Origin of the sequence: Acetobacterium wieringae, from assembly GCF_001766835.1 — a bacterium.
Classification (GTDB): Bacteria; Bacillota; Clostridia; order Eubacteriales; family Eubacteriaceae; genus Acetobacterium; species Acetobacterium wieringae.
The window spans coordinates 98,283-124,888 of the sequence record NZ_LKEU01000013.1; the positions used below are offsets into that span (position 1 = coordinate 98,283).

At 51.7% G+C, this 26,606-nt stretch carries 24 protein-coding genes; 18 read left to right on the top strand and 6 right to left on the bottom strand.

All coding sequences use genetic code 11. The annotated features are described in order from the left end of the window. Positions 1 to 70: 70 nt before the first annotated feature. Positions 71 to 4,924, top strand: a complete 4,854-nt coding sequence (locus ACWI_RS02600; protein ID WP_070369882.1) for a leucine-rich repeat protein — start codon at positions 71 to 73, stop codon at positions 4,922 to 4,924. A 116-nt stretch (positions 4,925 to 5,040) separates the two neighbouring features. On the opposite strand, the gene ACWI_RS19535 is transcribed toward ACWI_RS02600, so the two are convergent. From ACWI_RS19535 to ACWI_RS02615, 3 genes are all read right to left on the bottom strand, one after another. Next, entirely contained in the window at positions 5,041 to 5,532 is a 492-nt protein-coding gene (locus tag ACWI_RS19535) for a DUF3298 and DUF4163 domain-containing protein (protein WP_423230181.1), read from the bottom strand. After that, positions 5,439 to 5,678 carry a hypothetical protein gene (locus ACWI_RS02610; RefSeq protein ID WP_070369884.1) on the bottom strand — a complete coding sequence of 80 codons (240 nt, stop codon included), beginning with the start codon at positions 5,676 to 5,678 and terminating at the stop codon, positions 5,439 to 5,441. The genes ACWI_RS19535 and ACWI_RS02610 overlap by 94 nt, the downstream gene beginning before the upstream one ends. Positions 5,679 to 5,959: 281 nt before the next feature. Then, a complete protein-coding gene (locus ACWI_RS02615; protein ID WP_070369885.1) occupies positions 5,960 to 8,110 on the bottom strand; it encodes a lectin like domain-containing protein in 2,151 nt (716 codons plus the stop codon). A gap of 274 nt (positions 8,111 to 8,384) precedes the next feature. Between ACWI_RS02615 and ACWI_RS02620 the strand changes: the two genes are divergently transcribed. From ACWI_RS02620 to ACWI_RS02675, 12 genes are all read left to right on the top strand, one after another. After that, positions 8,385 to 9,011 (top strand): hypothetical protein, encoded by a 627-nt coding sequence (locus tag ACWI_RS02620; RefSeq protein ID WP_070369886.1) that lies wholly within the window; start codon positions 8,385 to 8,387, stop codon positions 9,009 to 9,011. A 170-nt stretch (positions 9,012 to 9,181) separates the two neighbouring features. Continuing rightward, complete coding sequence (gene radC, locus ACWI_RS02625) at positions 9,182 to 9,868, top strand: RadC family protein (protein ID WP_070369887.1); 687 nt, start codon at positions 9,182 to 9,184, stop codon at positions 9,866 to 9,868. A 277-nt stretch (positions 9,869 to 10,145) separates the two neighbouring features. Continuing rightward, positions 10,146 to 10,571, top strand: a complete 426-nt coding sequence (locus tag ACWI_RS02630) for a hypothetical protein (RefSeq protein ID WP_070369888.1) — start codon at positions 10,146 to 10,148, stop codon at positions 10,569 to 10,571. 211 nt (positions 10,572 to 10,782) lie between these two features. Next, a complete protein-coding gene (locus ACWI_RS02635; protein ID WP_084633451.1) occupies positions 10,783 to 12,738 on the top strand; it encodes a DNA polymerase in 1,956 nt (651 codons plus the stop codon). Positions 12,739 to 12,932: 194 nt separating this feature from the next. After that, positions 12,933 to 15,446: a phage/plasmid primase, P4 family gene (locus ACWI_RS02640; protein WP_070369889.1), complete on the top strand. Its 2,514-nt coding sequence runs from the start codon at positions 12,933 to 12,935 to the stop codon at positions 15,444 to 15,446. Positions 15,447 to 16,015: 569 nt separating this feature from the next. Continuing rightward, on the top strand, positions 16,016 to 16,468 hold the full coding sequence (locus ACWI_RS02645; RefSeq protein WP_070369890.1) for a hypothetical protein: 453 nt from the start codon (positions 16,016 to 16,018) through the stop codon (positions 16,466 to 16,468). Beyond that, positions 16,452 to 16,673, top strand: a complete 222-nt coding sequence (locus ACWI_RS02650; RefSeq protein WP_070369891.1) for a DUF1659 domain-containing protein — start codon at positions 16,452 to 16,454, stop codon at positions 16,671 to 16,673. Before ACWI_RS02645 ends, ACWI_RS02650 begins: the two co-directional genes overlap by 17 nt. A 262-nt stretch (positions 16,674 to 16,935) precedes the next feature. Then, complete coding sequence (locus ACWI_RS02655) at positions 16,936 to 17,160, top strand: DUF2922 domain-containing protein (protein ID WP_070369892.1); 225 nt, start codon at positions 16,936 to 16,938, stop codon at positions 17,158 to 17,160. A 203-nt stretch (positions 17,161 to 17,363) separates the two neighbouring features. After that, positions 17,364 to 17,909: a D-Ala-D-Ala carboxypeptidase family metallohydrolase gene (locus tag ACWI_RS02660; protein ID WP_070369893.1), complete on the top strand. Its 546-nt coding sequence runs from the start codon at positions 17,364 to 17,366 to the stop codon at positions 17,907 to 17,909. After that, positions 17,890 to 18,291, top strand: a complete 402-nt coding sequence (locus ACWI_RS02665; protein WP_070369894.1) for a phage holin family protein — start codon at positions 17,890 to 17,892, stop codon at positions 18,289 to 18,291. Before ACWI_RS02660 ends, ACWI_RS02665 begins: the two co-directional genes overlap by 20 nt. 261 nt (positions 18,292 to 18,552) lie before the next feature. Then, positions 18,553 to 19,278, top strand: coding sequence for a hypothetical protein (locus tag ACWI_RS02670; protein ID WP_070369895.1), 726 nt, complete (start codon positions 18,553 to 18,555; stop codon positions 19,276 to 19,278). A 207-nt stretch (positions 19,279 to 19,485) separates the two neighbouring features. Next, entirely contained in the window at positions 19,486 to 20,037 is a 552-nt protein-coding gene (locus ACWI_RS02675; protein ID WP_070369896.1) for a DUF6483 family protein, read from the top strand. Positions 20,038 to 20,117: 80 nt separating this feature from the next. Here the strand turns inward: ACWI_RS02675 and ACWI_RS19450 are convergent, their stop codons facing one another. Then, positions 20,118 to 20,240, bottom strand: a complete 123-nt coding sequence (locus ACWI_RS19450; RefSeq protein ID WP_278278271.1) for a hypothetical protein — start codon at positions 20,238 to 20,240, stop codon at positions 20,118 to 20,120. 50 nt (positions 20,241 to 20,290) lie between these two features. On the opposite strand from ACWI_RS19450, the gene ACWI_RS02680 reads away from it, so the two are divergent. From ACWI_RS02680 to dcm, 5 genes are all read left to right on the top strand, one after another. Continuing rightward, positions 20,291 to 20,674 carry a hypothetical protein gene (locus ACWI_RS02680; protein ID WP_070369897.1) on the top strand — a complete coding sequence of 128 codons (384 nt, stop codon included), beginning with the start codon at positions 20,291 to 20,293 and terminating at the stop codon, positions 20,672 to 20,674. Positions 20,675 to 20,844: 170 nt separating this feature from the next. Continuing rightward, positions 20,845 to 22,677 carry an ATP-dependent nuclease gene (locus tag ACWI_RS02685; protein ID WP_070369898.1) on the top strand — a complete coding sequence of 611 codons (1,833 nt, stop codon included), beginning with the start codon at positions 20,845 to 20,847 and terminating at the stop codon, positions 22,675 to 22,677. A 2-nt stretch (positions 22,678 to 22,679) separates the two neighbouring features. Beyond that, positions 22,680 to 23,723, top strand: a complete 1,044-nt coding sequence (locus ACWI_RS02690; RefSeq protein ID WP_084633453.1) for a DNA cytosine methyltransferase — start codon at positions 22,680 to 22,682, stop codon at positions 23,721 to 23,723. Positions 23,724 to 23,798: 75 nt separating this feature from the next. Next, positions 23,799 to 24,689: a hypothetical protein gene (locus ACWI_RS02695; RefSeq protein WP_070369899.1), complete on the top strand. Its 891-nt coding sequence runs from the start codon at positions 23,799 to 23,801 to the stop codon at positions 24,687 to 24,689. A 117-nt stretch (positions 24,690 to 24,806) separates the two neighbouring features. Beyond that, positions 24,807 to 26,009, top strand: a complete 1,203-nt coding sequence (gene dcm / locus ACWI_RS02700) for a DNA (cytosine-5-)-methyltransferase (RefSeq protein WP_070369900.1) — start codon at positions 24,807 to 24,809, stop codon at positions 26,007 to 26,009. On the opposite strand, the gene ACWI_RS02705 is transcribed toward dcm, so the two are convergent. After that, on the bottom strand, positions 25,994 to 26,446 hold the full coding sequence (locus tag ACWI_RS02705) for a very short patch repair endonuclease (protein WP_070369901.1): 453 nt from the start codon (positions 26,444 to 26,446) through the stop codon (positions 25,994 to 25,996). The genes dcm and ACWI_RS02705 overlap by 16 nt on opposite strands. Next, positions 26,413 to 26,606 (bottom strand): hypothetical protein (locus ACWI_RS19225; protein WP_207648639.1); only part of this gene is annotated, 194 nt, incomplete at its 5' end. The genes ACWI_RS19225 and ACWI_RS02705, both read right to left, overlap by 34 nt.

Below are 26,606 nucleotides of genomic sequence, written 5' to 3' on the forward strand. Positions count from 1 at the left end.
GAATCGACTCTGTGATATGATTAAACCATTAATGGATTCGATGTAAAAAAAATAAAATGGAGAAAAGAAAATGAAGAAGAAATTAGTATACTGGTGTGTCTGCTGGGCACTGATTTTTCTGGCGGTGCCGCTGTCAGCTACAGCGACGGAACTGCCGGTAGGGGTTGCCTACCGGGGACATATTCAGGACCGGGGGGACTACCCGCTTGACGGCAGCTGGGTGGACAGTCCCGACCTGATTGGTACGGTGGGTCAGAGCAAGCGGATTGAGGGGTTTGAAATCAAACTCAATGAGGATCTGCCCATGGAGATGTCGATCCGCTATAATGTTCATGTTCAGAATAGGGGCTGGCTCTATGACGAGAATGACCCGACGGACTGGCCCCGGGATGGTGCCTATGCCGGAACCCGGGGCGAAAGCCTGCGGATTGAAGCGGTTAAAATTGTGCTGACTGACAGCGCCGGAAAACCGGTGCCGGGGTACAGTGTCCAGTATCGGGGCCATGTTCAGAACCTTGGCGATCAGCCCCAGACGGCCGATAGCTGGCTGGCTGACGGCGCCCAGCTGGGTACCGTGGGGAGCTCCCTGCGGCTGGAAGCGCTGCTGGTGCGGGTGGTTAAGAATAATGCCGACTTGACGGCTTACAATGCCCTGGTGGCAAAGGTTGCAAGGCTTACCAAAGGGGATTTTACGGCCGAGTCCTGGGCAGTATTGCAAACGGCCGTGAACGAGCATGCGGTTACGGTCGACTGGACACAAGCAGAGGTGGATGCAGTCGTAGCAATGATCCAGGCGGCTTATGAGGGGCTTACAAAGAAAACCGGACCGACAGTCTATGACAAAGCGGGTACCTATGGCCCGACTTCCGGCTCCCAGACCATTGATGGCGATGTGAGGATCGCAGCTGATGGGGTGATCCTGCAGAATCTGACCATCACCGGGGATATGTTAATCAGTGAGGCCGTCGGAAATGGCACCGTAACCCTGAACAATGTGACGGTGGATGGAGACACTCTTGTTCGGGGCGGCGGGGACAACAGTATTCATATTAATGGCGGCCGTTACAGCCGCATTGTAATGGAGAAAACCGCCAGCGGTGCGGTGCGGATTGTGGCTACGGGCGTGGATGGTCTGGATGTGATCATTGCTGAAGATGCCAGTGGCGAGACGATTATTTTAGAAGGAGCCTTTGACAGCGTGGAGATTAACGCCCCCAACATGACCGTCACCACCCAGGGCAATACCACCACCATCGGTAAGATGACGGTAGGGGAAACCGGTGGCAGCAGCACCGTGACCGTGAATCCCGGTACTACGGTCAGTGAACTGGTGCTTGATGGCAAAGCTGCCATCAAAGGCCAGGGCAATGTGGTTAAAGCCGAAGTCAAGGCCGATGGTGCGGTGTTTGATAAGAAACCGGCCAGCTACACGGTGGCGCCGGGGGTGGTGATTCCGCCGGTGTTTCCGACGCCCAGTGATGGCGGTGGGGGCTATAACCCGCCAGCACCGGTGGCCGTGACCGGGGTCAGCCTGAATCAGGCGAGTCTTTCGTTGGGAGTAGCCAGAATGGCACAGCTAAACGCCACGGTGTTACCAAGCAATGCGGCCAATAAAACAGAAACCTGGACATCCAGTGATGATACCATTGCCACTGTGGATGCCACCGGGAAGGTCACCGGAAAGAAAGAAGGGCAGGCCGCCATCACGGTTAAGACCGATGACGGCAACAAAACCGCCAGCTGCACGGTAACCGTGACGACCAGCTTTGAGGTGACTCAAATCGCTGACGGAACCGCTGTGATCACCGGGATGAACGGCAGTAGCAAGGTTATCCTTATTCCCGAAACCATTGACGGGGTAACCGTTTCGGGGATCGGTGACCAGGCTTTTTATAATCGCAATATTACCAGTATCGAAATTCCCAAAACGGTTAAAACAATCGGTTTACGGGCTTTTTATAATTGCCTTAATCTGACAACGGTGATCTTTGCAGCCGAATCGGGACTGGAAACAATTGGCGAGGCTGCTTTCCAGCTTGATCATAATATTAGCAAAGTAACGATTCCCAAAAACGTTAAAGTAATCAGTGATGATGCCTTTTCGGGTTGCACCCAACTGAATGAAGTGATCTTTGCGGACGATTCAAGCATTGAGACAATTGGCAATTCGGCCTTTGCCAGTATTGGGGCGACGAACCTGACCTTACCGGCAAGTCTTAACACCATCGGCGATCGGGCTTTCTCTGGTTGCTCACTGCTTGAAACCATTACGATTTCAAACGGAGTGACCACTATTCCGGTGGAGGCTTTTGCCGAGTGTCGTGGTTTAACGGCGGTGACGCTGCCATCGGGGCTGACTGCCATCGGAGCGGGAGCCTTTAACAACTGCGACAAGATGATCAATATCACTATCCCAAAAGGGGTCAATTCGATTGGGGATGCTGCCTTTGGTTATGATGCGGACAAGGTACCGGCCAGTCGCTGCTATACCTTCCGGGGCGATGTGCCGACAACGCTGGTAGTCGGGGCCCTACCGATCACGGCGCCGACACCGACGATCCGTTATTATGCGAATTATGGCGGCTATGATAGCTGGACCGGATATACTAAGGAACATATTTTAGCAACCCCGACTCAGCTCCCTGTGCAAATAGGGAATTCCTACAGTCCATTCGTTACAGTTAGTTGGAACACTGTCGCTGGCGCCACAGGTTATGAGGTTTTTTGCAGTGATACGTCGGGGAGCTATCCAGCAACGGCGGATTACACGACATCGGGCATAACGGCAACCATCACCGGTTTGGACAGCACCAAAACCTACTATTTTGTTGTCAAAGCCAGGGATGCTGATGGCGAATCACTGTGGTCCAATGAGCAGATGGCGGATATGAGTATGGCGGTTATCAACCCGGCGAATATTGATGAAAAAGGCGTGATCACCACCTATACTGGCCCCGGCGGGGCGGTGGTGATTCCGGAGCGGGTCGGCGGGGTACCCATCACCGGGATTGGCGATAATGCCTTTAAAGGAAAAAATAATGTGACATCGGTGTCAATTCCCCAAACGGTGACTAGCATTGGGGACGGTGCATTTATGGAGTGTTTCAACATGACAAGTCTAACTTTTGCGGGAACCTCACAATTGACGGCCATTGGCGACAAAGCCTTTCAGGGCTGTCAAAAATTGGAGAGAGTCAGTCTCCCCGCTAGTGTTAAGACGATTGGGGCATCTGGATTTATGCAGTGTTTCGCCCTGAAAGATTTAAATTTGGGGAGCGTTGAGACCATTGGGGCAAACGCCTTTTATGAATGCACAGGATTGGTTAATTTAACCATTCCCAATTCGCTGACCAGCATTGGAACCCAGGCTTTTTGCTATTGTACAGGTTTAAAGACGGTGGAATTTTTAGGTGGAAGTAATCTGCAGACCTTACTAGGCGCTTCCTTTTTTCAATGTTCCAGCCTGGAGACGGTAACCTTTGCGGCTGACAATCGGATTGAAGACATAAAATATGCAGCTTTTCAGGATTGTAGTAACTTAAAACAAGTGAATTTCTCAGCGGCCATGACACAATTTGGGCATAATGCCTTTAGCGGCTGTCCGGCCAATCTGGTGCTGCGTTTTGATGGCAATGCCCCATCGGTTGACAGTGCGGCAATCCCCGCCGGGACAACCATTGAGTATTGGGAAGATAAAAGCGGCTTTATGAGCGGCGTCTGGCCAGGCTGTAGCTTAAAGCTGCGCAATATCAGTCTGACCCAGACCGATGTGACCATCAATACAGCCAGCTTCAGTTTTGATGCTCAGACCGGGGCCACGGAGGTGAAACTCCAGAAAAAGGCCCATACGGATAGCGCCTGGATCGATGCAACAACGACTGAAGCGCTTACCGGCGCCTCAACGACCGCCACAGCCACCGGACTAACCCCCGGCATCAACTATGATTTTAGGCTGTGGGTCACCGGCGGCGACAACGCCGGGCCGTCAATAGTGGTCAATCTGACCACCCTTGTGGCGGTGGAATACATCATCCTGAATAAAACGACCTTGGAGCTGAGTGCAAACGGCAGTGAGACCTTAACGGCGCCGGTGATACCAAGCGATGCTGCCAATCAGGACATCAATTGGACATCCACCGCATCTGCTGTGGCCACGGTCAATAGTAATGGTCTGGTGACGGCGGTTGCTGCCGGTACAACAACAATTACCGCCACCGCCGCCGATGGCGGAGGTGCTTACGCTTCCTGTACGGTAACGGTGCTGCCTTATTCATTCACGGTAACCGACGGAAAGGTGACGATTACCAAATACCTGGGGAGTGAAACGACTGTTTCTATCCCCGGGACCATTGGTGGAAATCCGGTGGTGGCGATTGGTTATCAGGCATTTAAGTCTAAGGCAAACCTGACCGAAGTGACCATCCCGGCCAGTGTTACCAGTATTGGCGAAGGGGCCTTTCATATGTGTCAAAAATTAACAACCGTTCATTTTGCCACCGATTCACAGTTAATCAGCATTGACTTAAATGGTTTTTCCGAATGCCCGCTAACCAGCCTGACGCTGCCGAGTCAGTTGCATATCATCAGTAATTACAGCTTCTATCATAACCACTTAAGTGGCAGTCTGACGATTCCGGCGACGGTAACCTATATCGGTGATAATGCCTTTGAAGGAAAAATGGAGGGGACAACCCATCTGTCAAGCCTGGAAACCCTGACCATTCAGAGCACCGGAGGCGTTAATATTCGGCCGTCAGCTTTTAAATTCCAGCCTCTGACCACCATTAATTTGCCAGCTGGGGTGTCGATCGATGGGGATCCCTCAACCATGGGAACCAATGGCACCGGCTTTCTGGAAGCATATCTAGCTGGCGGTGCTGGCATCTATCAGTATGATTCAGGATCAGCGGCTTGGTCTAAATAGTATTCTCCTAAAAAATTCCCCCGCCCCAGCTATTGCCGGGACGGGGGAGAATGGCGGCCTTTTGGCCGCTATTTTTGGGCGGATTTTTGGTTAAACGAAAACCGGGCGGGCTCTGTTTAAATCAGGGTCTCCACCTCCACCAGCAGATCGGTGCGGCTGTAGGGGATGAGCAGCTCGACCCGGCCAAGGGCGCCGGGGCCGACCTCGTAGGGGTTAAAGAAGACACAGACCCCGGTGGCAGTGAGGTAGTAGGGGGAGTTGGCCCCCAGCTTGCCGGCAATGGCGGTGAGGTCAATGTCGCTATAGTTGGGGTCGGTATTTTTGAGCTGCTGGAATTCGGCGGTCAGTTTGGTGCTGATCTGGCTATCGGGGATTGCCAGCAGATCCCCCAGCAGCAGTTCATCGCCGGTTCTGGTGCCAAAGATGTGGGCGGTGAGCTCGCTGTTGCCATGGGCGCCGCCGTTATAGCGGTACTGTTCCTGGGTCACTGAGATGATATTGTTGTTATTGTAGGTTATTGCTGCGGTGACGTTGTTTTCGTATTTTCCGACCGCAGCGACTGGCCCGAGGTGCCACTGGTCTGGCCAGCGCTTTTCCAGTCCTGCCAGCCGATATTCTGGACATGGGTGCGATAGTTGGCAGTGGGCAGCACCGTTTCGGTGCCGATGGTTTCAGCCAGAATGCTCTGGGGCAGTGTCAGCACCATCAGGATTGTCACCAACATGACCGCAAGCCGGTACAATTTGTTTTTCATTTTGTTAACCTCGCTTTCATCGGTTTGTCTTGATACCGGTTTGGTGATTCGGGCGATTAATAATGACCACGGGTCAGACTCTCGCCCAGATGAACTTCAAAAAACTAATCCAGTACCGACAATTGTTACATCATGTTGTGACCTAGGGGTCAGACCCTATGCATCGGAGCGGACACGGCGTAACCTGTCCGATTCCGTAGCGAACAACAGATTAACAAGGGTCTGACCCCTTGGTCATTGGTCGGTACGGTATTGTGCGCCGACCTCAGCCCGGTCAGTGGTCAATTGGCTACCTGATAAGGCGGTTGCTCGGCGGAGTCAACACTAAAGTAGGTGCCCTTGGGGGCGACCTCGATCTGGATCGCTTCGAGGCGGTAGCCGTAGCCGGAGGTACCAGCCATTTCGCCGTTTTTACCCCAGCCCATCCAGCCGAAGTTCTGGCAATGGACCCGGTAATAGACATCAAACTGGTCGGCGTCGGCGCCGACTAACTGAATTTCAATGGCTTCCAGCCGCAGACCCATGCCGGAGGTGCCACTGACTTCTTTGTCGTAGTGCCAGGGGGCCCAGCCGATGTTCTGGATATGGGTGCGATAGGCGACGCCCAGGTCGTAGCCGGATTGGACCAACTGAATCTGGATCGCTTCGAGGCGCAGACCCATGCCGGAGGTGCCGGAGACTTCGCCGTTTTTGCAGTCATACTGCCAGCCCACGTTCTGAATATGGGTGCGGTAATAGACATCTACGTCGGAAGTTGCGGCACCTTTTACAGTAATCGTGTAGCTGGTGGTCTGGCCGCCGACGGCAATGGTCAGGGTTTTGGTGCCGGTGGTGGATGAATCAAAGCCGCTGACATTGGCGGCCGTCACCGTTTCGGTCCGGGTGGAACCATCGCTGTAGCTGCCGGTGACCACCAGACCGGAAAGATCCAGGGACTCACCCAGCTGATAGACCAGCTTATTGGCTGGGGTGGTAATGGCAATGCCGGTTAAGGTGACGGCGCTCTGGCCGCCGGTAAAGGCCTTGATGCAGACATTGTCGCCATCATTGGCGCCGGTGTCATACCAGTTGCCATTGAGGTCATAGCTGATAAAGCTTTCCCCGGCATTGGCTCTGGCCTGGCTGGTATAATTGGAAATGACCGTTTCCATCGGAATCGGCGAACTGGCCTGGGGACTTACGTACTTGATCACCACCGCAAATTTCTGGTTGGCGGACAGTCCCACTGGGGTATTGAGTTTTACGGTGTAATAGCCATCTTGGGCAAAGGTGACAGTCTGGGTGGCCCGCAACTGACCGCTGCTGGGGTTGCTGGCGGCAACGTCGGTATAGATCCGGATTTCGGCAGTGGTATTGGGGCCAGCCGAATAGGTGGAAATGGCGGTCAGGTTTTCACTGGCGGCGGCGGTAAAGATATTGGCTCCCCAGGCTGACCCGTCGGGGGTGTTGTAGCCCTGGGATGCCGTTCTACCCAGGGGATCATACTGGTAGATGCGGTTGTAATTTGTGGTGGCTTCGGCATTGTTAAAGGCAGCTAAGGAATTGGTGGCATAGGTGTCGTAGTAGGAGAGATAGAAATAGCCCCCATCACCCCAATCGCTGCCCCAGCTGTTCTTGATGATCCAGGCGCCGTTTCCCGGCGGTGGGGTGGCAAAATTGCTGCGGTCGTAGTTGTCATCCCAGCCGACCACCAGCACGGCGTGATCGGTACCGGCTGAGCCGTTGTAGTAGAGGGCTGAGGTGTTCTGGTTAAAGTAACTGGGGTTATCCACAGCGCTGGCGTAAAGGGAGGTAAAGACAGCGCCGCCATCCATCAGCGCCTGCTTTAAAGCGGTAGCTGATTTGGGCAGAAACTCAGCCTGCTGAATGTGATAAATGGGAGCCAGACCGGTTTTTTGGCCGGTGGGGTAGGGGTCGCTGCTTTCACTGACGGGACCGTTCCAGCGGGCCATGTAGGCCAGCGACATGCTGGCGTTGCCACCGCTTTCGGGGCCGTTGTCAAAGCCGTGATTCCAGCGGATGTTATTTTCGGACAGATCGGCGGTGACAGATGGTCGCAGTGTCGATTCCAGCGAACCGAGGCTGGCAAAGGTCCAACAGACCCCCAGGTTACCCTGATGCTTGACAGGGGTGAGGCGGCCGGTTAAGCGCAGATCATAGCTGGCCGGGAAGCTGGCGGTGTCGATGCTGTCGGTTGCCACCGTCTCGACCCGGGCCAGTGGTTCGGGAATATAGCCAAGTCCATAACCAGCGGCGGTGGCAGTGGTTAGTGACCCGGCCTCCAGATCAGACAGATACTGAACAAATTCGGGATTTTGCGGAGCTTTGGTGAGGGTGGGGGGATCATCCGCCCAGACACCGGGCGAGACGATCAGAAAACTGGCCAGACCAAGGAGAAGCACCGCCAAAGCGTGTTTTACTCGTTTTTTCATTTTGATCATCCTTTCTTTCAGACATGATCAGGTTGGGTCATGGCAAAACTGCCGCAAGCGTTGCGCCCCGCTTCACAATGACCAAGCGATCAGGTGTGAATGAATCGGGCATGGCAAAGAACGATTACGTGACGTCTTAATCCGATGGGTGTTACTCATGATATACCACCTTTGGGGACGATTATTCAAAAAGTCACTGTTTAAAGCGCCGGGTTTGGGGGTATCAATAAAAACATCCGCTCACTAATCTAAATAATAAAAGGGGGAACTACTGATGCGATCCTTAAAATATAAACTGGCGCCACTGGGGGCCGCCCTGGTGCTGGGAGGGCTGCTGCTAAGTGGCTGCACCACCGCTTCTACCGCCACCAATAATCCCGCCAAAATACCGGAAACAACCGTCACCACCACGGTTAATCCGGCCAATGCGGCGGCGGCTCAGGCGGCTATGAAATTTTATCTGGCAGTAACCCTGGATCAGTCCCGGGCCCAGCTGGAAACAATGCTGGGGGTGCCCGGGGAAGTCCAGGCCGATGGCCAGGTGGCCTATCGGGATCCGGACAGCGGCTATGGGGTACTGATCCGCTTTGGGGAAGACGACGCCGTTTTTGCCAAACGGTTGTTGCCGTCGGGCCGATCCCCGGAACTGGCGGCGCTCAACCCCTTTCCGGTGACCGACAAACAGGCCTATCGGATGGCCGCCGGCATGCCCTTCTACGAGGTTCAGGATGTGATGGGCAGCGATGGCATTGAAGTCAGCCTGAGCAAACCGGAAGCCGGTAGTACCAAGCAGGTTACCGGGTTGGGCTGGTTCAACCCCGATGGCTCCTATGCGGTTGTTTATCTTAATCTACCCCAGGGACTGGTGGTTGGGTCGGAATTTGTGGCTGGCCCTGCCTGACCGGCGGTCAGGTTGTCGGGCAGCCCCGGCAGCTCCTTTGGGGCTGCTTTTTTGTGCGCTTCATAAAAATTGCCAACAGACCAATTTTTTTGTTGCATCCGAGGGCAGATGGCTTATAATGAAAGCAATGCACGCCAACGGCAAACTGCGCATCAGGAAAGGGACACGCTATGGATAAAAACCCCAAAAACCCCCATCAGGGCCACCGTCAGCGGCTTAAAGCCCGGGTCTTAAGTGAAGGGATCGACAATTTTGAGGACCATCAGATTCTGGAGCTGCTGCTGTTTTACGCCATCCCGATGAAGGACACCAACGCCCTGGCCCATCGGCTGATTGGCCATTATGGCTCGCTGGCCGGGGTTTTTGATGCGAATCCCCGGGATCTTAGCGCTTTGGTTGGGGTTACCGAAAACACCGCCCTGCTGCTGAGCCTGATCCCGGCCCTGGCCCGGCGCTATCAGCAGGGCAAGCAGGCGCCCAAGGCGGTGCTTGGCAGTACCACCGCCGCCGGTGAATATGCCGTGTCGTTATTTACCGGGCGGCTTAACGAGGTCTTTTACGTGATCTGTCTGGATAGCCAGAACAAGGTCAACCAGGCCACCCTGCTTCACGAAGGCACCATCAACGAAGCTCCGGTTTACCCCCGGCTGATTGTCGAAACCGCCCTGCGCCATCAGGCCGCCAGCATCATTCTGGCCCACAACCACCCCGGCGGCAGCCAGCGGCCCTCCCAGGCCGATCTTGATGTCACCCGGAGGATCAGGCAGGCCACCGAGGCCATCGCCATCCCGGTGGTGGATCATATCATTGTGGCCGGGGATGGCTATTACAGTTTTGCCGAGAACCGGGTGCTGTGAGGGATTTGGCTAAAAACGGCAACGCTGATGAAAATTTGTCCCAAATTGACGGGGTAAACCACTGAGATGGTGGATATTTTTGACAAATTATATCAGCAAAAGTTGCTGAAAACGTTTGTCAACTTTGATATAATAATTGTATTCAATGCACTTGGCATTGCTGTTTTGTAAATGGAAGGGAGGATAAAGGTAGTTTGTGGCCAATCAACCGATGGTCTGAAAGCGCTTCGGTTAAAAAATTTGCCATCGGTGACGTAAAGAAAGCGAGGGTAAAGGAATGTACGTCAATGGAAATGGAAAAAATACGAATCAGGATTGTGGGTTGGCGGAAAATGAGCCAGGCATTACGACGGTCCGGTGTCCCTTTTTAAAAACCTGCCGATTCGGAGCGATGAAGGCAAAACAGGCCCGGGTCCGCTGTCGGGGGGTGTTGTGCCGGGTCAATCACTGGGAATCCTGTCTGGTAATTGGTTATAAATGCGAGCGTCTGCGCAAGCGGATTCTGGTTGAAGTCAAGGGCAATGCGATTCGACATATTCCCTGGAATTCAAGTGAACACCAGGATCTGCTGCCCCGTCTCAGGCAACTGTTCTGTGAGGCCTGTGAGCGCCGGGTTCTGGATTACCACGTGATCTATGGGGATGCGATCGTTGATGTGAAATGCAGTCACGATGGGCAGTTTTCGTCCCATCTGATCAAATAATTAAAAAGGAGGACGGTTTGGCGGGAAAGCCAGACCAAGGGAAAAAAGACAATTAAAGAGTGACGATGTGAAATGATACTGAGTTAAACTGCGCCTGTTTTAACAGAGTGACTAAGATACCGGATGTTCGCAAATTTTGGGAAGTGGCCCAGGAGTTTGTGTACATGCGGTTTTTTTGCGGCCATTTCCCCCTCAATATGAAAGGATAAACATGAAAACAAATTATAGGATGACAAGGGATGTAGCGGTGGTAGCGGATTATTTAGGGGATGCCGTTCTCATTGGCTTTGATTTTGAAACGGCCCCACAAGCGGGATGGCGGGATGATCCCAGGGCGGCCCTGGACCCTCACCGGGGGGAGATTGTCGGGGTGTCGCTGGCGGTGTCGGCCGGTAGTGGGGTGTATCTGCCGCTTAAGCACCGGGATTTTGACAATGCCGATGCCGATGCCGTGTTTGATTATCTGAAGCGCCGTGTGTTTGAAAACCCCGGGGTCGTTAAAATTGCCCATAACCTGGCCTTTGAGGCCAAGTTTCTGCTGGCCCGGGGGATTGCCCTGGTGGCACCGGTCTATGACACCATGGCGGCAGCCCAGCTGATCTATAAGGAAGAAGGCCATTTTCGGCGGCTGGCCGATGTCGGCTTAAAAACCCTGGCTAAGGACTGGTTTGGGCTGGCCCTGCCCCGCTTTGTGGAGGTGGTCGGGCTGGGCAGCTTTGCCGATCTTGACCCCCGGGCGCAGCCCACCATCGACTACGCCTGCAGTGATGCCGATCTGGCCCGGCGCCTGTATTTTCTTCTAAACGACTGGTTTCAGGCCAATATTCCAGCCCACGAAAATCTGGTTAAGGGGATCGAGAGTCCGGTGGCGCTGTTTACCGCCCGGATGGAATTAAGCGGTTTCCAGGCCGATGCGGCGGCCATTGCAGCGGCAGCAGCCGTCTGTCAGGAGCGCCTGGGGATATACCAGAACGATCTGGAACGTGGCGGCCACCGACCGGTTCGGGTGGGCAAAAATGCCGCCACCAATGATCTCAAGGCCTATCTTTTTTCTGATCTGGGCCTGCCGGTTAAAAAACGTACCGACACCGGCAAAGCGGCTTTGGATGAGGATGCCATTAAGCAGCTGATTAGCCATTGCCGGGAACAGGGGCTGCCGGCGATTGCCTATCTGGAAGCGATTAGCGCCTACCGGGGGCTTAATAAGCTTTATAAAACCTATGTGCTGGGGCTGGGCGAGCAGATTAATCCGGCCACCGGGGCGATTCACACCCAGTTGTTCCCGCTGGGGACGGCCACCGGACGGTTTTCGTCGGCTGCGCCCAATTGTCAGAACCTGCCAGCGGGACCGGTCCACGGCATTCCGGTCCGGGATTTCTTTATGGCCCGGCCAGGGACCACCCTGGTGGCGGTGGATTACAGCCAGATTGAGCTGCGGATCGGGGCCTGGTTTACCGGGGATGCCAACCTGCTTAGGGTCTACCGGGAAGGTGGCGATATCCACGCCGTCACCACGGCGGCCATCTATGGCATCACCCTGGCCGAGGCCGGGGACAAGAGCCATCCCGATTACAAGGCCCGGCGGACGGTGGCCAAGAATATCAACTTTGGGATTTTTTACGGCCTTTATCCCCGGGGGCTCCAGGATATTCTGCGGGTCAAGGCGGGGCAGCAGCTGAGCCTTTCCGCCTGTGAGGCGATGATTTTCAATCTCCGGCGGGCTTATCCGGGGCTGGTGCCCTGGCAGGAAGCCACCCGTCAGGCCGCCTGTTACTGTGAAACCGTCGATACCGCCCTGGGCCGGCGCCGCACCCTAACCGGGATCAATGCGCCGGAACCGGGGCTTCAGAGCCATTATGAGCGGGCCGCCCTGAACCACCCGATTCAGGGGACGGCGGCGGATATTTTAAAGCTGGCGATGGTCCGGCTGGAGGCGGGACTGGGGGAGCGGCCCTATATCAAGCCGCTGCTGACGGTGCATGATGAGATTGTCTTTGAGGTGGAAACGCCCCGGCTGGCCGAGGCCATTGCCTGGATCACTGAGGTCATGACCGCAATGCCCTTCCCGGGCTTTGATGTCCCCCTGGCGGTGGAAGTCACCGTCGGCCAGCGCTATGGTTCGCTGGTGGGCTGGGAGCCGGGGGAGCGGGGCGAGCCCGAAAATTAGTGGCGAGGTGCGGGCGAACACGGTTCGCCCCTACGAACCGATACCAACACAAAAGCCAACCACCAGCCTGGCCCCTACGAACCAAACCGCGATTTTAAACACGAACGTCACGCACCATCCCGTAGGGGCGGTCCGTGACCGCCTGCAACCGGTTGGGTTACCAAGCCGGCTAAATTAATAGATGGAGAAAAGCGATGAAAGAGAAACGTGATAATGTGAACAATTCCAGGGCAACAACATGGGAGGAGGTCACCCCCCGGGAGATTAACCCGGCGGTCTTTCTGGCCGCCTTTCATGGCGGGCCTTATGGGCTGCGCAGCTTTGCCGAGGGGGCTGGGGGCCGTGGCGGCGGTCGCAACCGGACGGTGACGGCGGCGGAACTGGCGGATGGGGCCCTGCTTCAGGCGCTCCGGGCGGAGAATGATGGGGAACAGCGGGGGATCTTTTTTGTGGTTAACCCCGGCGGCCATAAAGACGCTGAGATCACCGGGGTGGCGGCCCAGTTTGTGGAGGCCGATGACCTGCCGCTGGAAACCCAGTGGGACAAGCTGATGGCCTTTCCGCTGGCCCCCTCGATTGTGGTGCGAACCCGGAAATCCCTGCATGGTTACTGGCTGCTGGTGGATGCTGACGATCCCGGGCGATCACGGATCGCCCCGACAAATCAGATGACATCCCGAAATGTCCCCCTGTCATCCGCAGGAAACGCAAACTCCGGGCACTTAATAAACGCCCCGACAAATCAGAACCAGATCCCGGTGTTAGATGGTGACGCCCCGGATCATTCCGTCGCCGAAGCCGCCAGCCTGGCCCGCTTCACGGCCCTCCAGAAACAACTGGCGGCCCATTTTGACGGTGACCCGGTGATTGCAAACCCCAGCCGGGTGATGCGGCTGCCCGGCTTTAACCACCATAAGGCTGAGCCGGTGGCGGTTTGCTGTCTGCTGTTTGAACCCCAGCGACGCTACACCCAGCGTGATCTGGCGGCGGCGCTTTGCAGTCTCCATCCCGCTGATCCCCGCTTTGGGGTGGGGGTCGCAACGGGCCAAAAAGCCGGTCACAAAGGCCGGGCGGCGGTGGCACTTTCACTGCCCCGGGGGGATTTTGATCTGGAGCTGCTGCTTAATAACTGCGATTTTATCCGCCATTGTCAGCAGCAGGCCGCCACCCTGCCGGAACCGCTGTGGTATCCGATGATCACCAATCTGGCTGATGTCCCCGGCGGCGAGGCGGCCATCCATCGGCTGTCGGCCCCCCATCCCGGTTACAGCGTCGCCGCCACGGCAGCCAAAATTGAGCAGTTCCGCCGCTCGGGCACCGGGGCCTTCACCTGTGAAACCATATCGGCCTGGGGCTTTAACTGCCCTAAACTGGGGAGCTGTCCGGCCCGCCACCCCCGGGATCTGGGCCGGGTTCCGCCGCCGCCCTGGTATCGCCAAACCAGAACCGGGCTGCGGCTGATCCCCGGCGTTCTGGCCAACGCCCTGGCGGCCCACAAAAAGATCTTTTATTCCCGGCAATGCTATTATCAGTATCTGGGTGGGGTCTATAAAAAGGTGGAGGAGCTGCACATAAAGCATATCATCCGCAAATATCTGCGCACTGATGACGTCGGGATGTATCAGATCAACGACATTCTGGGCCAGTGGACGATGGAAATCCTCCGCAGTCCCGAAAACTTAAATGCCAACAAGGCGCTGATCAATTTAAAAAACGGCCTCTATGACCGGGGCACCGGAACCCTTACGCCCCATGATCCCCAGCTGCTGTCAACCATTCAGCTGCCGGTGCGCTATGATCCCCAGGCGACGGCGCCGATTTTTGCCGCATTTTTAAACGACTGCCTGGACCCGGCCAGCCAGCTGCTGGTGCAGGAGTTGTGCGGTTATCTGCTGGTGCCGGAAACCCGGGCCCAGAAGGCCTTTGTGCTGGTGGGGGAAGGGGGCGCCGGTAAATCAACCCTGCTGGCGGTGATTCAGGAGCTGCTGCTGGGGGCGGCCAATGTGTCCAACATCGCCTGGCAGAATCTTGGCGAGACCTTTCTGACCGCCGAGCTGGATGGCCGACTGGCCAATATTTTCGCCGATCTGCCCTCCCGCAGCATTTCCGACAGCTCGCTGTTTAAGAGCATCACCGGGGAGGACTGGCTGACCGCCCAGCGCAAAAACAAGGACCCCTACAGCTTTAAGACCACCGCCCGACTGGTCTTTTCCTGCAACAGCATCCCCAAAAACCTCGGCGACCGCAGCGAGGCCTTTTACCGCCGCCTGGTGATCATCCCCTTTGGGCCCCCCAAGCCGCCAGCGCAGCGGGACCTCCATTTAAAGGATAAGCTTAGCCAGGAAGCCCCGGGGATTTTAAACTGGGCCCTGGCGGGCCTTACCCGCCTTAGCCGCAATGGCTATCGCTTTTGCAGTTCCGCCGCCAGCGAGACGGCCCTGGAAAGCTATCGGGTGGCGGGCAGCTCGGTGCGGTCCTTTGTGGCGGATTGCTGCCTGGTGGCAGCCGGGCGGCAGGTTTCGGCGACCCAGCTCTACCACGCCTACCAGCAGTACAGCGGGGCCTCGGGCTTGCGGCCGGTCAGCCAGAAACGCTTCTGGATGGAGTTGAAAGAAAGTTATGGGATGGTGGAAAAAAAGAAGGATGCACTGTCAAGACGGATCATATATGACGGAATTGATCTGGAAGAATTGGCTGATTTTGGCTGATGGTGAACAGAATGAGACAAAGAGGCGAAATCGTTATTTCAAAAACCCCCAAAACGAAAGGGTTTCGAAGCTTTTCGAAAGGGTTGCGAAAGGGTTAAACGGGGCTAATAAGGGATTCGAAAGGATCGAAAGGGTTTTTTCTCAACTCAGCGCTAGAGAAAAAAAGAAAATAAAATATTCAAACAAGTTTTTTTACCCCCCAACCCCTTCGACCCTTTCGGAAAGAGGCCAGCCGCCAAAAATAACCGCCCCCGCCCAGTGGCGCTTAAAGAAGATGAATTGCCTTGTGAGACTAAGGCAAATGCAGGGGGCCGGGCGAACTCGGTTCGCCCCTACAAACCAGACTAAAGCCAGTCATCACTTCGTAGGGGCGGTCCGTGACCGCCCGGAAAGCTCGGTTGCAGAGCAAAAGGCAGTCTTAAAATTAACGGCGATGTGCAGGCGAACCCGGTTGTCCCCGACAAACCCAATAAAAGCTATGCATCAGCCCGTCGGGGCGGTCCGTGACCGCCTGCACCGTTGGTCTCACAGCAAACTCCAGCACCGCAACCATCAGAAAGGAGTCCCCCATGTCCATCAAAACCATCAAAGCAGAGATCACCGAGCTAAAGGCCCGGATCTGGCGCCACCGCCAGTATCTGGCCCATACCCAGAAACAGCTGGCAGCGATCTACCGGGCCACCCCGGCCAGAGCCCATCGCAGCCGCACCCAGCTGCGAACCCTCCGGGCCGCCATCGACCGGGACAGCCGCCGACTGGAGGGGCTTAATCAGGCCCTGATCACCGCCATTGACAGCCAGCAAAGCCCCCAGATTAAGGAGCTGCTGACCCGCCGCTATATCAATGACCAGCCCTTTGCCGAGATTGCCGCCGCCATGGGCTATGATCTGCGCTGGGTCTACCGCCTCCATGCCCGGGGGCTGGCCGCCCCATCGCAATCACGCCATTTAAAGCCATCTGCCGATCATGCTACACTAAAAGCAAATAGAGAAGGGAGGTACACAGATGGCAGTAACTACTGATTTTCTGGAACAGAAGATCCAGATCCGCGTAAACCACGGTATGGTTGATGGCAAGGAAAAAATCACCAGCCGAACCTACGGCGATGTCAAAGCCGCCGCCACTGACCAGGACATTTACGATGTGGCTGTGATTATTACCGGGCTGCAGCAGCCGGTGATGGAAGAAGTCATCAAGCAGGAAGTAAGCCTGATCACGCCGGTATAAGGCTGATGACGATCGACGCATTAACTTACATCCGTGAGCTTTGTTGCCGGTTTGCGCGAAACAATTCTTACACTGTACGACGTACAGTCTAACGACTGTTCGTCTACACGTTACAGAATCGTTTGCGAAACCGACACAAAGCAACAACTGTTCGTGCGTTAAATTTGCATCAACTTACGACAAGCCGTGCCGATCAATTGTCGGCACTGGGGTTCGGCTGGCATCAGCTGAATGATTCAATCTAACAGAAAGGAGGAACTAAATGGCAGCAAATACCATCTTGCAACTGACCTTTAAACGGTCGGATCTGAAAACCACCACCATGTCGATTACCAATCCCAAGCCGGGACTGACGGTGGATGCGGTCAACACCGCCATGGCGGGGATCATTGCCAAAAACATCTTTGCCCCCGACGGCATGGACCTGATCTCCAAGGCCAAGGCTGAACTGGTCGTCACTGACACCACCAGCTTTAGCATGAGCTAGGAGGGGCTGGCTTCGGCTCTGAATACCAGACGTTGATACTAAACAGCAACGTCATGCATCATCCCGTAGGGGCGATTCGCAATCGCCCGCAAACGTTTATGTTAGAGTGAAGGTTGATTCTAAAACGTCGCTGCTGGCCGGGCGAACACGGTTCGCCCCTACACACCATAACGACACCCTAATAAAAACCAGAAAGGATAATTATGAACCCATTTTTAAAAAAAGTCCAGGAAGCCCTGGCGGCCCGGGGCTATGATCCCGGGCCGATTGACGGCCGGGACGGGCCCAAAACGAGGAAGGCGGTTACGGCCTTCCAGCAGGACTCGGGGCTGGACCCCGACGGCCAGGTGGGAACGCTCACCGAAAATCGGCTCTTTACCGAGCAACTGAGCCGGATCTCCTTTGACGGCGACGGCTCGACTGCCCATTTTGCCCGGGCCGAGTTTGCCTGCGACTGCGGCGGCGCCTATTGTGACGGCTTTCCAGCGGAGATGAACCTGGAGCTGTTGCTCAAGCTGGAAGCCCTGCGCAATGCCCTCAATGTCCCGGTGATGATCACCTCCGGGGTCCGCTGTCCCCAACGCAACGCTGAGGTGGGGGGCGTGCCCCAATCCCAGCATCTTTTTGGCCAGGCCGCCGACTGTTATGCCCCCGGCATCCCCATTGCGACCGTCGCCGCCATCGCCGAAAGCCTGGGGCTTCTGGCCATCCGTTACGAGGCCGAAGGCTTTGTCCATCTGGCGGTCTAGCTGGGCCCTGGTCGGGGGCCTGATCGGTCAGTTTCTCGGCGGCTGGGACGGCTTTCTGTTATGCCTGACCGCCTTTGTGGTGATCGACTACCTGACCGGCTTTCTGGTCGCCGCCGGACAACAGCGACTGTCCAGCGCCCGGGGTTTTCGGGGCATCCTAAAAAAGGTGCTGATCTTTGTTGTTGTCGGCATCGGCCAGCTGCTGGACACCGCGCTGCTTGGCGGCACCGGAGCCCCACTGCGCTCGGCGATGATCTTTTTCTACCTCGCCAACGAAGGCCTGAGCATTTGTGAAAACCTGGCCGCCCTGGGGGTGCCGATCCCCAAGCGCCTGAAACAGGTGGTGGCCGAACTGGGGGAGGAGGATGATCCCCCCGGCTAGCGCCAGCACAAGCTCATCATCCAACGCACCCCGATTCGGTTTACACTGCCGGATCGGGGTTTTTGGTTTTTATTCAGAACAAATACATTCGCATTTTCAAGGGAAATAATTTATAATAATGGCAAAGAAGCGAAACGTTTGAAGTCGGCAGGTGCCCACCGGCCATCCGGTTCCTGACTGGTAAAGGCGTAAGTCATGCGCACCAGTTTTAGAGACTGATGCCCGAAAGTAACAGATCCAACCCGTTTTTAAGGAGGTTTTATGATTAAACAGGTTTTCCGTTGGTGGTTGATGGTGTTGTTGCTGCTGGCTGCTGGGGGATTGATTGCCGGCTTGCTGATCGGTGCAGAGCTGGTCTGGGGGCTGGCGCTGGGCTTTTTGGTGTTGTTGCTGCTGGTTCCGGTGCTGGTGATCCGGGCCCAGCGTCTGGGCCGGTCGGAAACCGACCCGGTACTGGTGAGCTGGTCTTATTCCCGGGCCGAAGCCCGGCAAGTGGCCCGGGATCTGCTGGCCTGGCAGCGCCAGCGAAACCGCTGGCTGGCACCTTTTACGGCTGGCTGTCTGGCCCTGATCGGCGGTATTTTTGTGGTGGTTCTGCATCAGCAGTTTCCCGATCGGCCGCTCTGGCAATGGCTGTGGTTGTTGCTGCCGGCGGGATTGCCCTGGGGCATCCGGGGCCTTTATCACCTTTATCTCCGACAACAGATTCTGACGGCCCCCTGTGAAACCAAAATCGGCCGCCATTTTCTGATCTGGGGCAATGTCCGCCCGGTTTTTAATCAACGTGATACCCTGACGGCGGTGGCGGCGGAATGGCACTTAGAAACAGATCGGCACTACCTGAAGCTTCACTATCACAGTACCGAGCGGATGCGTTACGGCAAGGCGGAATTTGATGATCAGGTCCGCCTGCTGATTCCGGCTGGCCGTGACAGCGACGCCCGGGACGTGATCAAAGCGCTGCAAGATGACAAACGGCGTGGTTGATACCACCGTTGTGATAACAGGCCCCGGCTAACGCCATCACAAGCCGATCATTTCATCCCCCATCCGGATCACACTGCCGGATGGGGGGGTGCGATTTTACGCAGCACCGATATAATCGCTTTTTAAGAGAAATCAGGTATACTGATGCTAAATAGACGGTCTCGCTGCCCGGCAGTGACCGGTAATCCCCCATGAAAGAAGAAAAAAATGTATAACAACGATTATATCATGCGGATGATTGGAGATATGTCGGCTTTTTTAGCCAATGTAGTTTTTCACAAAAACGTCGCCGCCATTGAAATCTTTGACGAACAGGGCAACATCTCCGCCAGTGGGCTGTTACAGCTGCAGCTGCTCGCCCTGATCGGCGAAGGTCGGCTCAATGACGCTGAAAACCTGCTGTTTGAGAAAATCGCCGCCCGGCCCGATCCGGCCTATCTGCCGGTGGCCCGGGATTTTTACGCCCATCTTGATAGTCACAGCGATGAAGACCTTTTAAGGGCCGGCTTTTCCCGGGATGAAATAAGGGAAGGCCGGGAGGATCTTGACAGGATTTATCAGAAAGGGGTAGAGGGAGAAGCAAATCAGCAAAGACCAGCCGATATGCCCGGTAATGGGGTTCAAGTTTTTCAGCACGATCTTGTCACAAAAAGCACCAGCCGTTACAGGTTGGTGCTTTTTTTAGCAAATGTCAGGATTTGCGGGAGCAAGGCATTCGAGCAGGCATATTTATTGCAAAAAAAGGCGGGTTTTTGGTGAGAAAGTTTTGAAATCAGTCGGGAAAAGCGTATAATTAGATGATGTGATTCGTTTACAGATCATTCGCCGCAGCCGCGCCCCTACTTTCCCAACAGGGAAGCAGCTGGCGGCGAGACCGCAGACAGAAAGTGGTTCGTATGATCAGTTATCAGATCGGCAGCGTCGCCGTCACCCACCACGGTTTCACCAGGGGGACTGATCATTTTTATCCCCAGCTCCGAAACGCCACCCGCCGCTGCGGCTGGATCTCCATGTGCATCTGGATGAAACCCTTTACCGGCAGATCTGCAGCAAAAAAGAACTCAATGTTTTCCGGGATTATCTGGGCTTTCTGGAGGCCATTGGTCAGTCAACCCCGGCTGAAAAGGAACTGCTGGGCAGCTTCGGCCACCAGTTTCTGATTAACATCGAAAACACCGCCATGGCCAAAACTTATAAGATGCCGGTGCTGCTGGCCTTTTATAACGATGGCGATATCAAGCTGGCAGTCGATTCAGATGATCTCTACCGGAGTTTTAAAGCCTTCTACGAAAAAGACTCCAATCGAATCGATCTACTCCGGAACAAGGCTACTGCCGGAGCCATGGACTGGGGCAAAAGAGAATACGTCAGTCTGGCGAGGCGCAACCCGATCTGACCGAAGCACGGCTGGCCATGCTGCTGGAGCCGGTGGTGGAGACCTTTGTGACTGGGGGTGAGCGGTGGTTGAATGTAGTGGGGAGCGTGAGACTTCAAACTGATTTAAAGTACTTATAACAACGAAATAAACATAGCATCAAATGTAATGCTGGATTGGAATAACAGAATATGAGTAATGTTGCTGAACTGATTGAGAAAATTAAAGGTACACTTTGCGATGATTTTAGGCTCTATGAACCTTATATAAGACACATTAGATTTCCACATTACAAATCAGTTGTTGATGGAACAAAAATTGATTTTGATTTTCCACTAACTGTATTTGTTGGCGAAAATGGAACAAACAAGACTTCGATTTTACTGGCCTTATACGGTTGTCCTGATGGTTGTAATATTGGTAATTACTGGTTTTCAACAGTTATTGATAAAGTTACTGGATCGGAAAGGCACTGTATAATCTATGGTTATAAGCATCTGGGAGCAAATAAGAAAGTAGAAGTTTTGAAATCTCGTATTGGTTTTAAAAAGAATCCAGATTATTGGGAGCCTTCAAGAAGTTTAAAAAAATATGATATGGAACCATATGATCCTAGTTTTGGTAAGTCTGTAGGTAATAAAAATAATACAAGATGGGATGGGATCGTAAAAAATGACGTTTACATGCATTGTAAAGATTTTCTGCCTGCATTTGATTTGATGTTTTATCATTCGCATTTTAATACAACTGCAAGAATAAAAAGCAGACAGGAATTCATCAGAAGTCGTTCAAAAATTCTGAATAGAGTTATTAAGGGTAAACTCAGTGTATATGAATTTTATGGTAAACAGAGAATCAGAATCAACATTCAATTAAGTAATGAATCCTGTAAAATTCTCTCGGAAATAATGGGAAAAAACTACAGGGAGATAAGGATCGTTGAACATAGTCTTTATACCAATAAACATGCAAAAACTATTTTGATTAAAGAGGGTGATTTGGAGTATACTGAAGCTTTTGCGGGTAGTGGTGAATCAAGAATCATTATGTTGATCAATAGCATTCTAAATGCACCTGCTAAATCACTGATACTTATCGATGAACCGGAAATATCTCTGCACCCGGCTGCACAAAAGAGATTCAGAGATTTTGTGCTTGAACAGATCATTAAGAAGAAACATCAGGTTTTTGTTACAACACATTCACCAACAATGATTGCGGATCTTCCTGAAGAGGCTATCAAATTGTTGCGGATCAGAAAAACCGACAAAAAGATCGAAGTTTTGCCAGATGTTCACTGGAAATCTGCTTTTATTGAACTGGGTCATGAAGAAAGCGAAAGCACTGTAATTTATGTAGAGGATAAACTCTCACAGAAAATTATTGAAAAGTATATTTTACGTAAATATAACAACATGATATTGCCGGTAAGTTATTTACCAGGTGGTGCTGAGTCAATAATTAAACAACATGTATCAATTGCGGCAGCAGAAAAACGCAATACTTTTTTTATACTTGATGGTGATAAGAATTATTATCCTTACGAGGATCTCCAGAGCTATTTTGATGATCTGAAAACCAATTTTAATATTGAAGCCATCACAAATTTACGGAAGATTCAGGAAAATCAAATTCCAACATGTTATAATAACCAATTACAGTATATAATTGAAAAAATGACAAATGTCAGTAAGATTCAATTTTCGTATGACGGTTATCAGGGAAAGTCTGATCAGGAACAAAAGGTCGAAGTATTACGTAATTTTATAAAATTCTGGGAAAATAATGTCTGGTTTTTACCATGTAAAACACCAGAAGAGGCTCTCCTGAGAAGTATGAATATTGAAATCGGAAATGAAGCAGATTTCAAAAAATACTTTCAGGAAAAAGCAAGTGAAGAGTTGGGAGAAGAAGCTGATTCAGAATATATATTTAATTTTCAACGGAGATGTATTAATAAACTTGAAGATGACTGTGAATTATTCAAACATCTGAATGCTGTTTTTGCAAATATTTTAGATTAGAGGTGATATGTTTGATTAAAGTTTATGATTTTTTTTCAGGTTGTGGTGGCGCAAGTTCCGGTTTTCAAAAAGCTGGTTTCGAAATTGCATTGGGTATTGATATCGATAGTGATGCTGCTGAAACCTTCAGTCAAAATTTTCCCGAAGCAGCATTTATAAATAAAGATATACGTAGCTTAACGCCAGAAGATATCTGCGAATATGTCGATAAAGAATCAAAAAAATTATTCTGTGGTTGCGCACCGTGCCAGCCATTTTCAAAACAGAATCGCAATAAGTCAGGCGACGATGTGAGGATAAATCTGCTTGACGAATTTTATCGCTTTATTGAATTTTATTTGCCAGATTACTTATTTATTGAAAATGTTCCTGGTATTCAGAAATTTGAAATGGGTGGGAGTCCATTGGAGAATTTTGTGTCCAAATTAAAGGAATGTGGCTATAGAATAAAAACACAAGTAATAACAGCATCTGACTATGGTGTGCCGCAAATCAGGAAAAGGCTGATATTGATTGGTGCCTTGAACAAGGAAGTTTATTTTCCGGCACCTACACATGGCGAAAACAGGAGTCAGCCAGAAACAGTTTTCAGTGACTGGGTTTACGAGTTGCCTTTGTTAGAAGCTGGGGAAACTGATCCGGATGATCCGGATCACTGTGCCGCAGCATTGACAGAAAAAAATCTGATGCGAATTAAAGCAACACCCGAAGGCGGTAGCAGGACAGACTGGTCTGACAACTTGAAACTTGATTGCCATAAAAATCACGTTGGTCATACAGATGTTTATGGACGGTTGTCACGCAATAAAAAATGCAGTACTTTGACAACAAAATGCATCAGCTATTCAAATGGCAGGTATGGTCATCCAGTAGAAAACAGAGCTTTGAGTGTACGGGAAGCTGCCTGTCTTCAGACATTTGACCGCACATTTACTTTTGCAGGTAAACTTGGCTCAAAAGCAAAACAGGTTGGAAATGCAGTTCCGCCACTACTGGCCTATAATTTCGGCATCGTTTTTAATGAGATGGAAATGTCATCAGATTGATCCCCGTTTGCATAGGGGGGTTCACAATGATGAAAAGTAAAATCAAAGGGAAGAACAGCTGCATTGAGAGGTTGTATGAAAAAATCAGTTAATAAGCAAAGGCGCACAAAAACCGAAAGTAAGACGAGTCAAGTTCAGGATTTTCTGAAAAAAATCGGTGCCGTGAGTTTAAAGGAAGCAGCAGAACTCATCGTCTCGATTTTTGGCATTTTGGGTACAGTGTATTTTATTTGCGGTTTTGTTTATGTGGAAAAGTATAAAAATGACTGCGCCAATTTTTATGAACTACCCCGGGAATATTTTTCGGTCGATGTCAATTATTTTTTTCTATACTTTATATTAGTTGTTTTGTTTGCAATCACAATTATATCGCCCAGGTATATAAAAAATCAACTCATAAAAAAGGAAACGTCTAAAACTACCAGCCGGATAATAATGGGCTTTTTTATTATTTTTCTGGGTATTTCTTTAGGTCAGTTAATTATTCTGAATTTAGAAGTAATTCTCACCCATCCTCAGCATCAGAATTTTGTCAACAGGTACAGCGAAGTTATAGATCACAGCATGAATGCTATACTGGTAATCATGATTGGTTTTTCAATCTTTTTTCAGATTGCGATTACGTATGATGAAGAACTAAACCGCATTAAAAATAAATTGGTAAGATCCTTTGTTGGTGGAGTGCTCCTGCTTGTAATGATAACCGTACCAGTCATATACTTCTGGGGTACCACAATCAAACTTACAAGCTCGATTGAGGACAAGTCATGGTATGAAACTACGCATTTGAATGAAAAAGACCTGGCAATCCTTACGACAGTCAACAATCAGTTTCTGGTTTCAGAATACATTGTGGACGAAAAAGACGGAGAGGTACATATTTATACTGACCGGTATATGTTTGTGAATCGGGAAAACCTGGTGATCACTTATAAAAAATTTAATTTACCTGTCAAAGTAAATTAAAAGTAGTTTAAAATAAAGCTGCTGTAACGCCGCTATCTTGTTATAACTCTTGTCTTTTTACCTGGAAAACGCTATAATGGGAATAAATAACTACGAAATTATTCCCAGAGGTGAAACATGTCCAAACAGATAAATCTACATTTTGAAGATGAAATATATGGTTTGTTGAAAGAATGCTCAGAAAAATATGAGATCAGTGTGCAGGGAGTCGTGCGTGAAGCAGTGCTGCATATGCTCAGTAACAAAAAAAGTGCCACCGGCAAGGCGTTTACATTCATCGATCTTTTTGCGGGTATTGGCGGGATGCGCCTGGCGTTTGAAGCAAACGGTGGTGAGTGCGTGTTTTCCAGCGAGTGGGATAAATATTGCCAGAAAACATACTATGAAAATTTCGGGGAAATGCCGGTGGGCGATATCCGCCAGGTCGATGAAAAAGAAGTACCGGATCATGATATACTGGTGGCCGGTTTTCCCTGCCAGCCGTTTTCGATTGCCGGGGTATCCAAGAAAAACAGCCTGGGCCGGGATCATGGTTTCAAGGATAAAACCCAGGGCACGCTATTTTTTGATGTGGTCCGGATTCTGGATGAAAAACGGCCTAAAGCGTTTCTGCTGGAAAACGTGAAAAACCTGAAAAGTCACGACAAGGGACGTACCTGGGACATCATCATGAAAACACTGGATGAGCTGGATTACGAGGTTTTTCCATACATACTGGATGGCCAGGGTTTTGTCCCTCAGCATCGGGAGCGGGTTTATATCGTCGGGTTTGACAGACAGAAGTTCGGTCAGGAAATAGATTTCGATTGCAGACTCAATAAGACGGAGAAAAAGCCGGTTCTCAACGATATTCTGGAACGAGAAGTGGACGCCAAGTATACATTGTCAGATAAACTGTGGAATTACCTGCAGGAATATTCGCGCAAGCATAAAGAAAAAGGCAACGGTTTTGGCTTTGGTCTGCCGGATCGTTACGGGGTAACCCGAACCCTCAGTGCCCGTTATTATAAAGATGGCTCGGAAATCCTGATCTACCAGGAAGGGAAAAACCCCAGACGGCTGACACCTCGGGAATGCGCCAGACTGCAGGGATACCCGGAAGATTTTAAAATTACGGTATCCGATACACAGGCCTACAAGCAATTCGGTAATTCGATTGTGGTGCCGTTGGTTGCTGAAATTGCCAGTAATATGATCGAATTTATTGAAAATCCTGAAGGCCGCAATGGGAACGTCCAGCTGAAGTTTGACTACTTTGGTGAAAGCTTCAAAAGAGGACAACCGGGTCAAACCGCTCAAACAGTTCATATTTCCAGATAATCAAAATCATTACTTTTTATAAATTGAATGATGACTTCCAGCATTTCGTCGCAGAAAGGCTGGCTTTTCATCATTTTTTTTATTGTACATTCCCAGATAATCAGGATGCGGATACCGGTCGCTTTCAGGGTGGCAATGGTACGTACATCTCTTTGGATATTGTCCGAAAATTTTTTTTGCCAGAATTCGGAATTCGTTTTTGGTGTTGTGGCGTCCTGACAGTTTGGGTGACGATGCCAGAAACAGCCGTTGATAAAAACCGCAGTAGGATTCCTGGTGAAATAGAGATCCGGGGTGCCGGCGATTGCTTTGTAGTTTACCCGAAAACGCAGATTACGCTGATGCAGAGCTTTACGAATAAATATTTCTGGAGAAGTATCTTTTGATCTGATTTTTGACATATTTACACTACGACGGGCTTTGCTTGTTTTATCCATAAATACAAATCACCTCCAGGAACAATAGTAAATTTAGGCGTTTGCAAAACGCCAAACCCCGCATAATAGCGGGATATTTTTAACCTAAAAAAATATAACTCCTCACCAGATTGTGATAAAATTGAGTTGCTCAAAAACAAATCTATCAACCTGAAAGGAG

Bases quoted from the DNA above. Each gene is read 5' to 3' on its own strand.
- ACWI_RS02600 (WP_070369882.1), top strand. From the start codon at position 71: ATGAAGAAGAAATTAGTATACTGGTGTGTCTGCTGGGCACTGATTTTT.
- ACWI_RS02610 (WP_070369884.1), bottom strand. From the start codon at position 5,678: ATGAAAAACAAATTGTACCGGCTTGCGGTCATGTTGGTGACAATCCTG.
- ACWI_RS02615 (WP_070369885.1), bottom strand. From the start codon at position 8,110: ATGAAAAAACGAGTAAAACACGCTTTGGCGGTGCTTCTCCTTGGTCTG.
- ACWI_RS02620 (WP_070369886.1), top strand. From the start codon at position 8,385: ATGCGATCCTTAAAATATAAACTGGCGCCACTGGGGGCCGCCCTGGTG.
- radC (WP_070369887.1), top strand. From the start codon at position 9,182: ATGGATAAAAACCCCAAAAACCCCCATCAGGGCCACCGTCAGCGGCTT.
- ACWI_RS02630 (WP_070369888.1), top strand. From the start codon at position 10,146: ATGTACGTCAATGGAAATGGAAAAAATACGAATCAGGATTGTGGGTTG.
- ACWI_RS02635 (WP_084633451.1), top strand. From the start codon at position 10,783: ATGAAAACAAATTATAGGATGACAAGGGATGTAGCGGTGGTAGCGGAT.
- ACWI_RS02640 (WP_070369889.1), top strand. From the start codon at position 12,933: ATGAAAGAGAAACGTGATAATGTGAACAATTCCAGGGCAACAACATGG.
- ACWI_RS02645 (WP_070369890.1), top strand. From the start codon at position 16,016: ATGTCCATCAAAACCATCAAAGCAGAGATCACCGAGCTAAAGGCCCGG.
- ACWI_RS02650 (WP_070369891.1), top strand. From the start codon at position 16,452: ATGGCAGTAACTACTGATTTTCTGGAACAGAAGATCCAGATCCGCGTA.
- ACWI_RS02655 (WP_070369892.1), top strand. From the start codon at position 16,936: ATGGCAGCAAATACCATCTTGCAACTGACCTTTAAACGGTCGGATCTG.
- ACWI_RS02660 (WP_070369893.1), top strand. From the start codon at position 17,364: ATGAACCCATTTTTAAAAAAAGTCCAGGAAGCCCTGGCGGCCCGGGGC.
- ACWI_RS02670 (WP_070369895.1), top strand. From the start codon at position 18,553: ATGATTAAACAGGTTTTCCGTTGGTGGTTGATGGTGTTGTTGCTGCTG.
- ACWI_RS02675 (WP_070369896.1), top strand. From the start codon at position 19,486: ATGTATAACAACGATTATATCATGCGGATGATTGGAGATATGTCGGCT.
- ACWI_RS19450 (WP_278278271.1), bottom strand. From the start codon at position 20,240: ATGATCAGTCCCCCTGGTGAAACCGTGGTGGGTGACGGCGACGCTGCC.
- ACWI_RS02685 (WP_070369898.1), top strand. From the start codon at position 20,845: ATGAGTAATGTTGCTGAACTGATTGAGAAAATTAAAGGTACACTTTGC.
- ACWI_RS02695 (WP_070369899.1), top strand. From the start codon at position 23,799: ATGAAAAAATCAGTTAATAAGCAAAGGCGCACAAAAACCGAAAGTAAG.
- dcm (WP_070369900.1), top strand. From the start codon at position 24,807: ATGTCCAAACAGATAAATCTACATTTTGAAGATGAAATATATGGTTTG.
- ACWI_RS02705 (WP_070369901.1), bottom strand. From the start codon at position 26,446: ATGGATAAAACAAGCAAAGCCCGTCGTAGTGTAAATATGTCAAAAATC.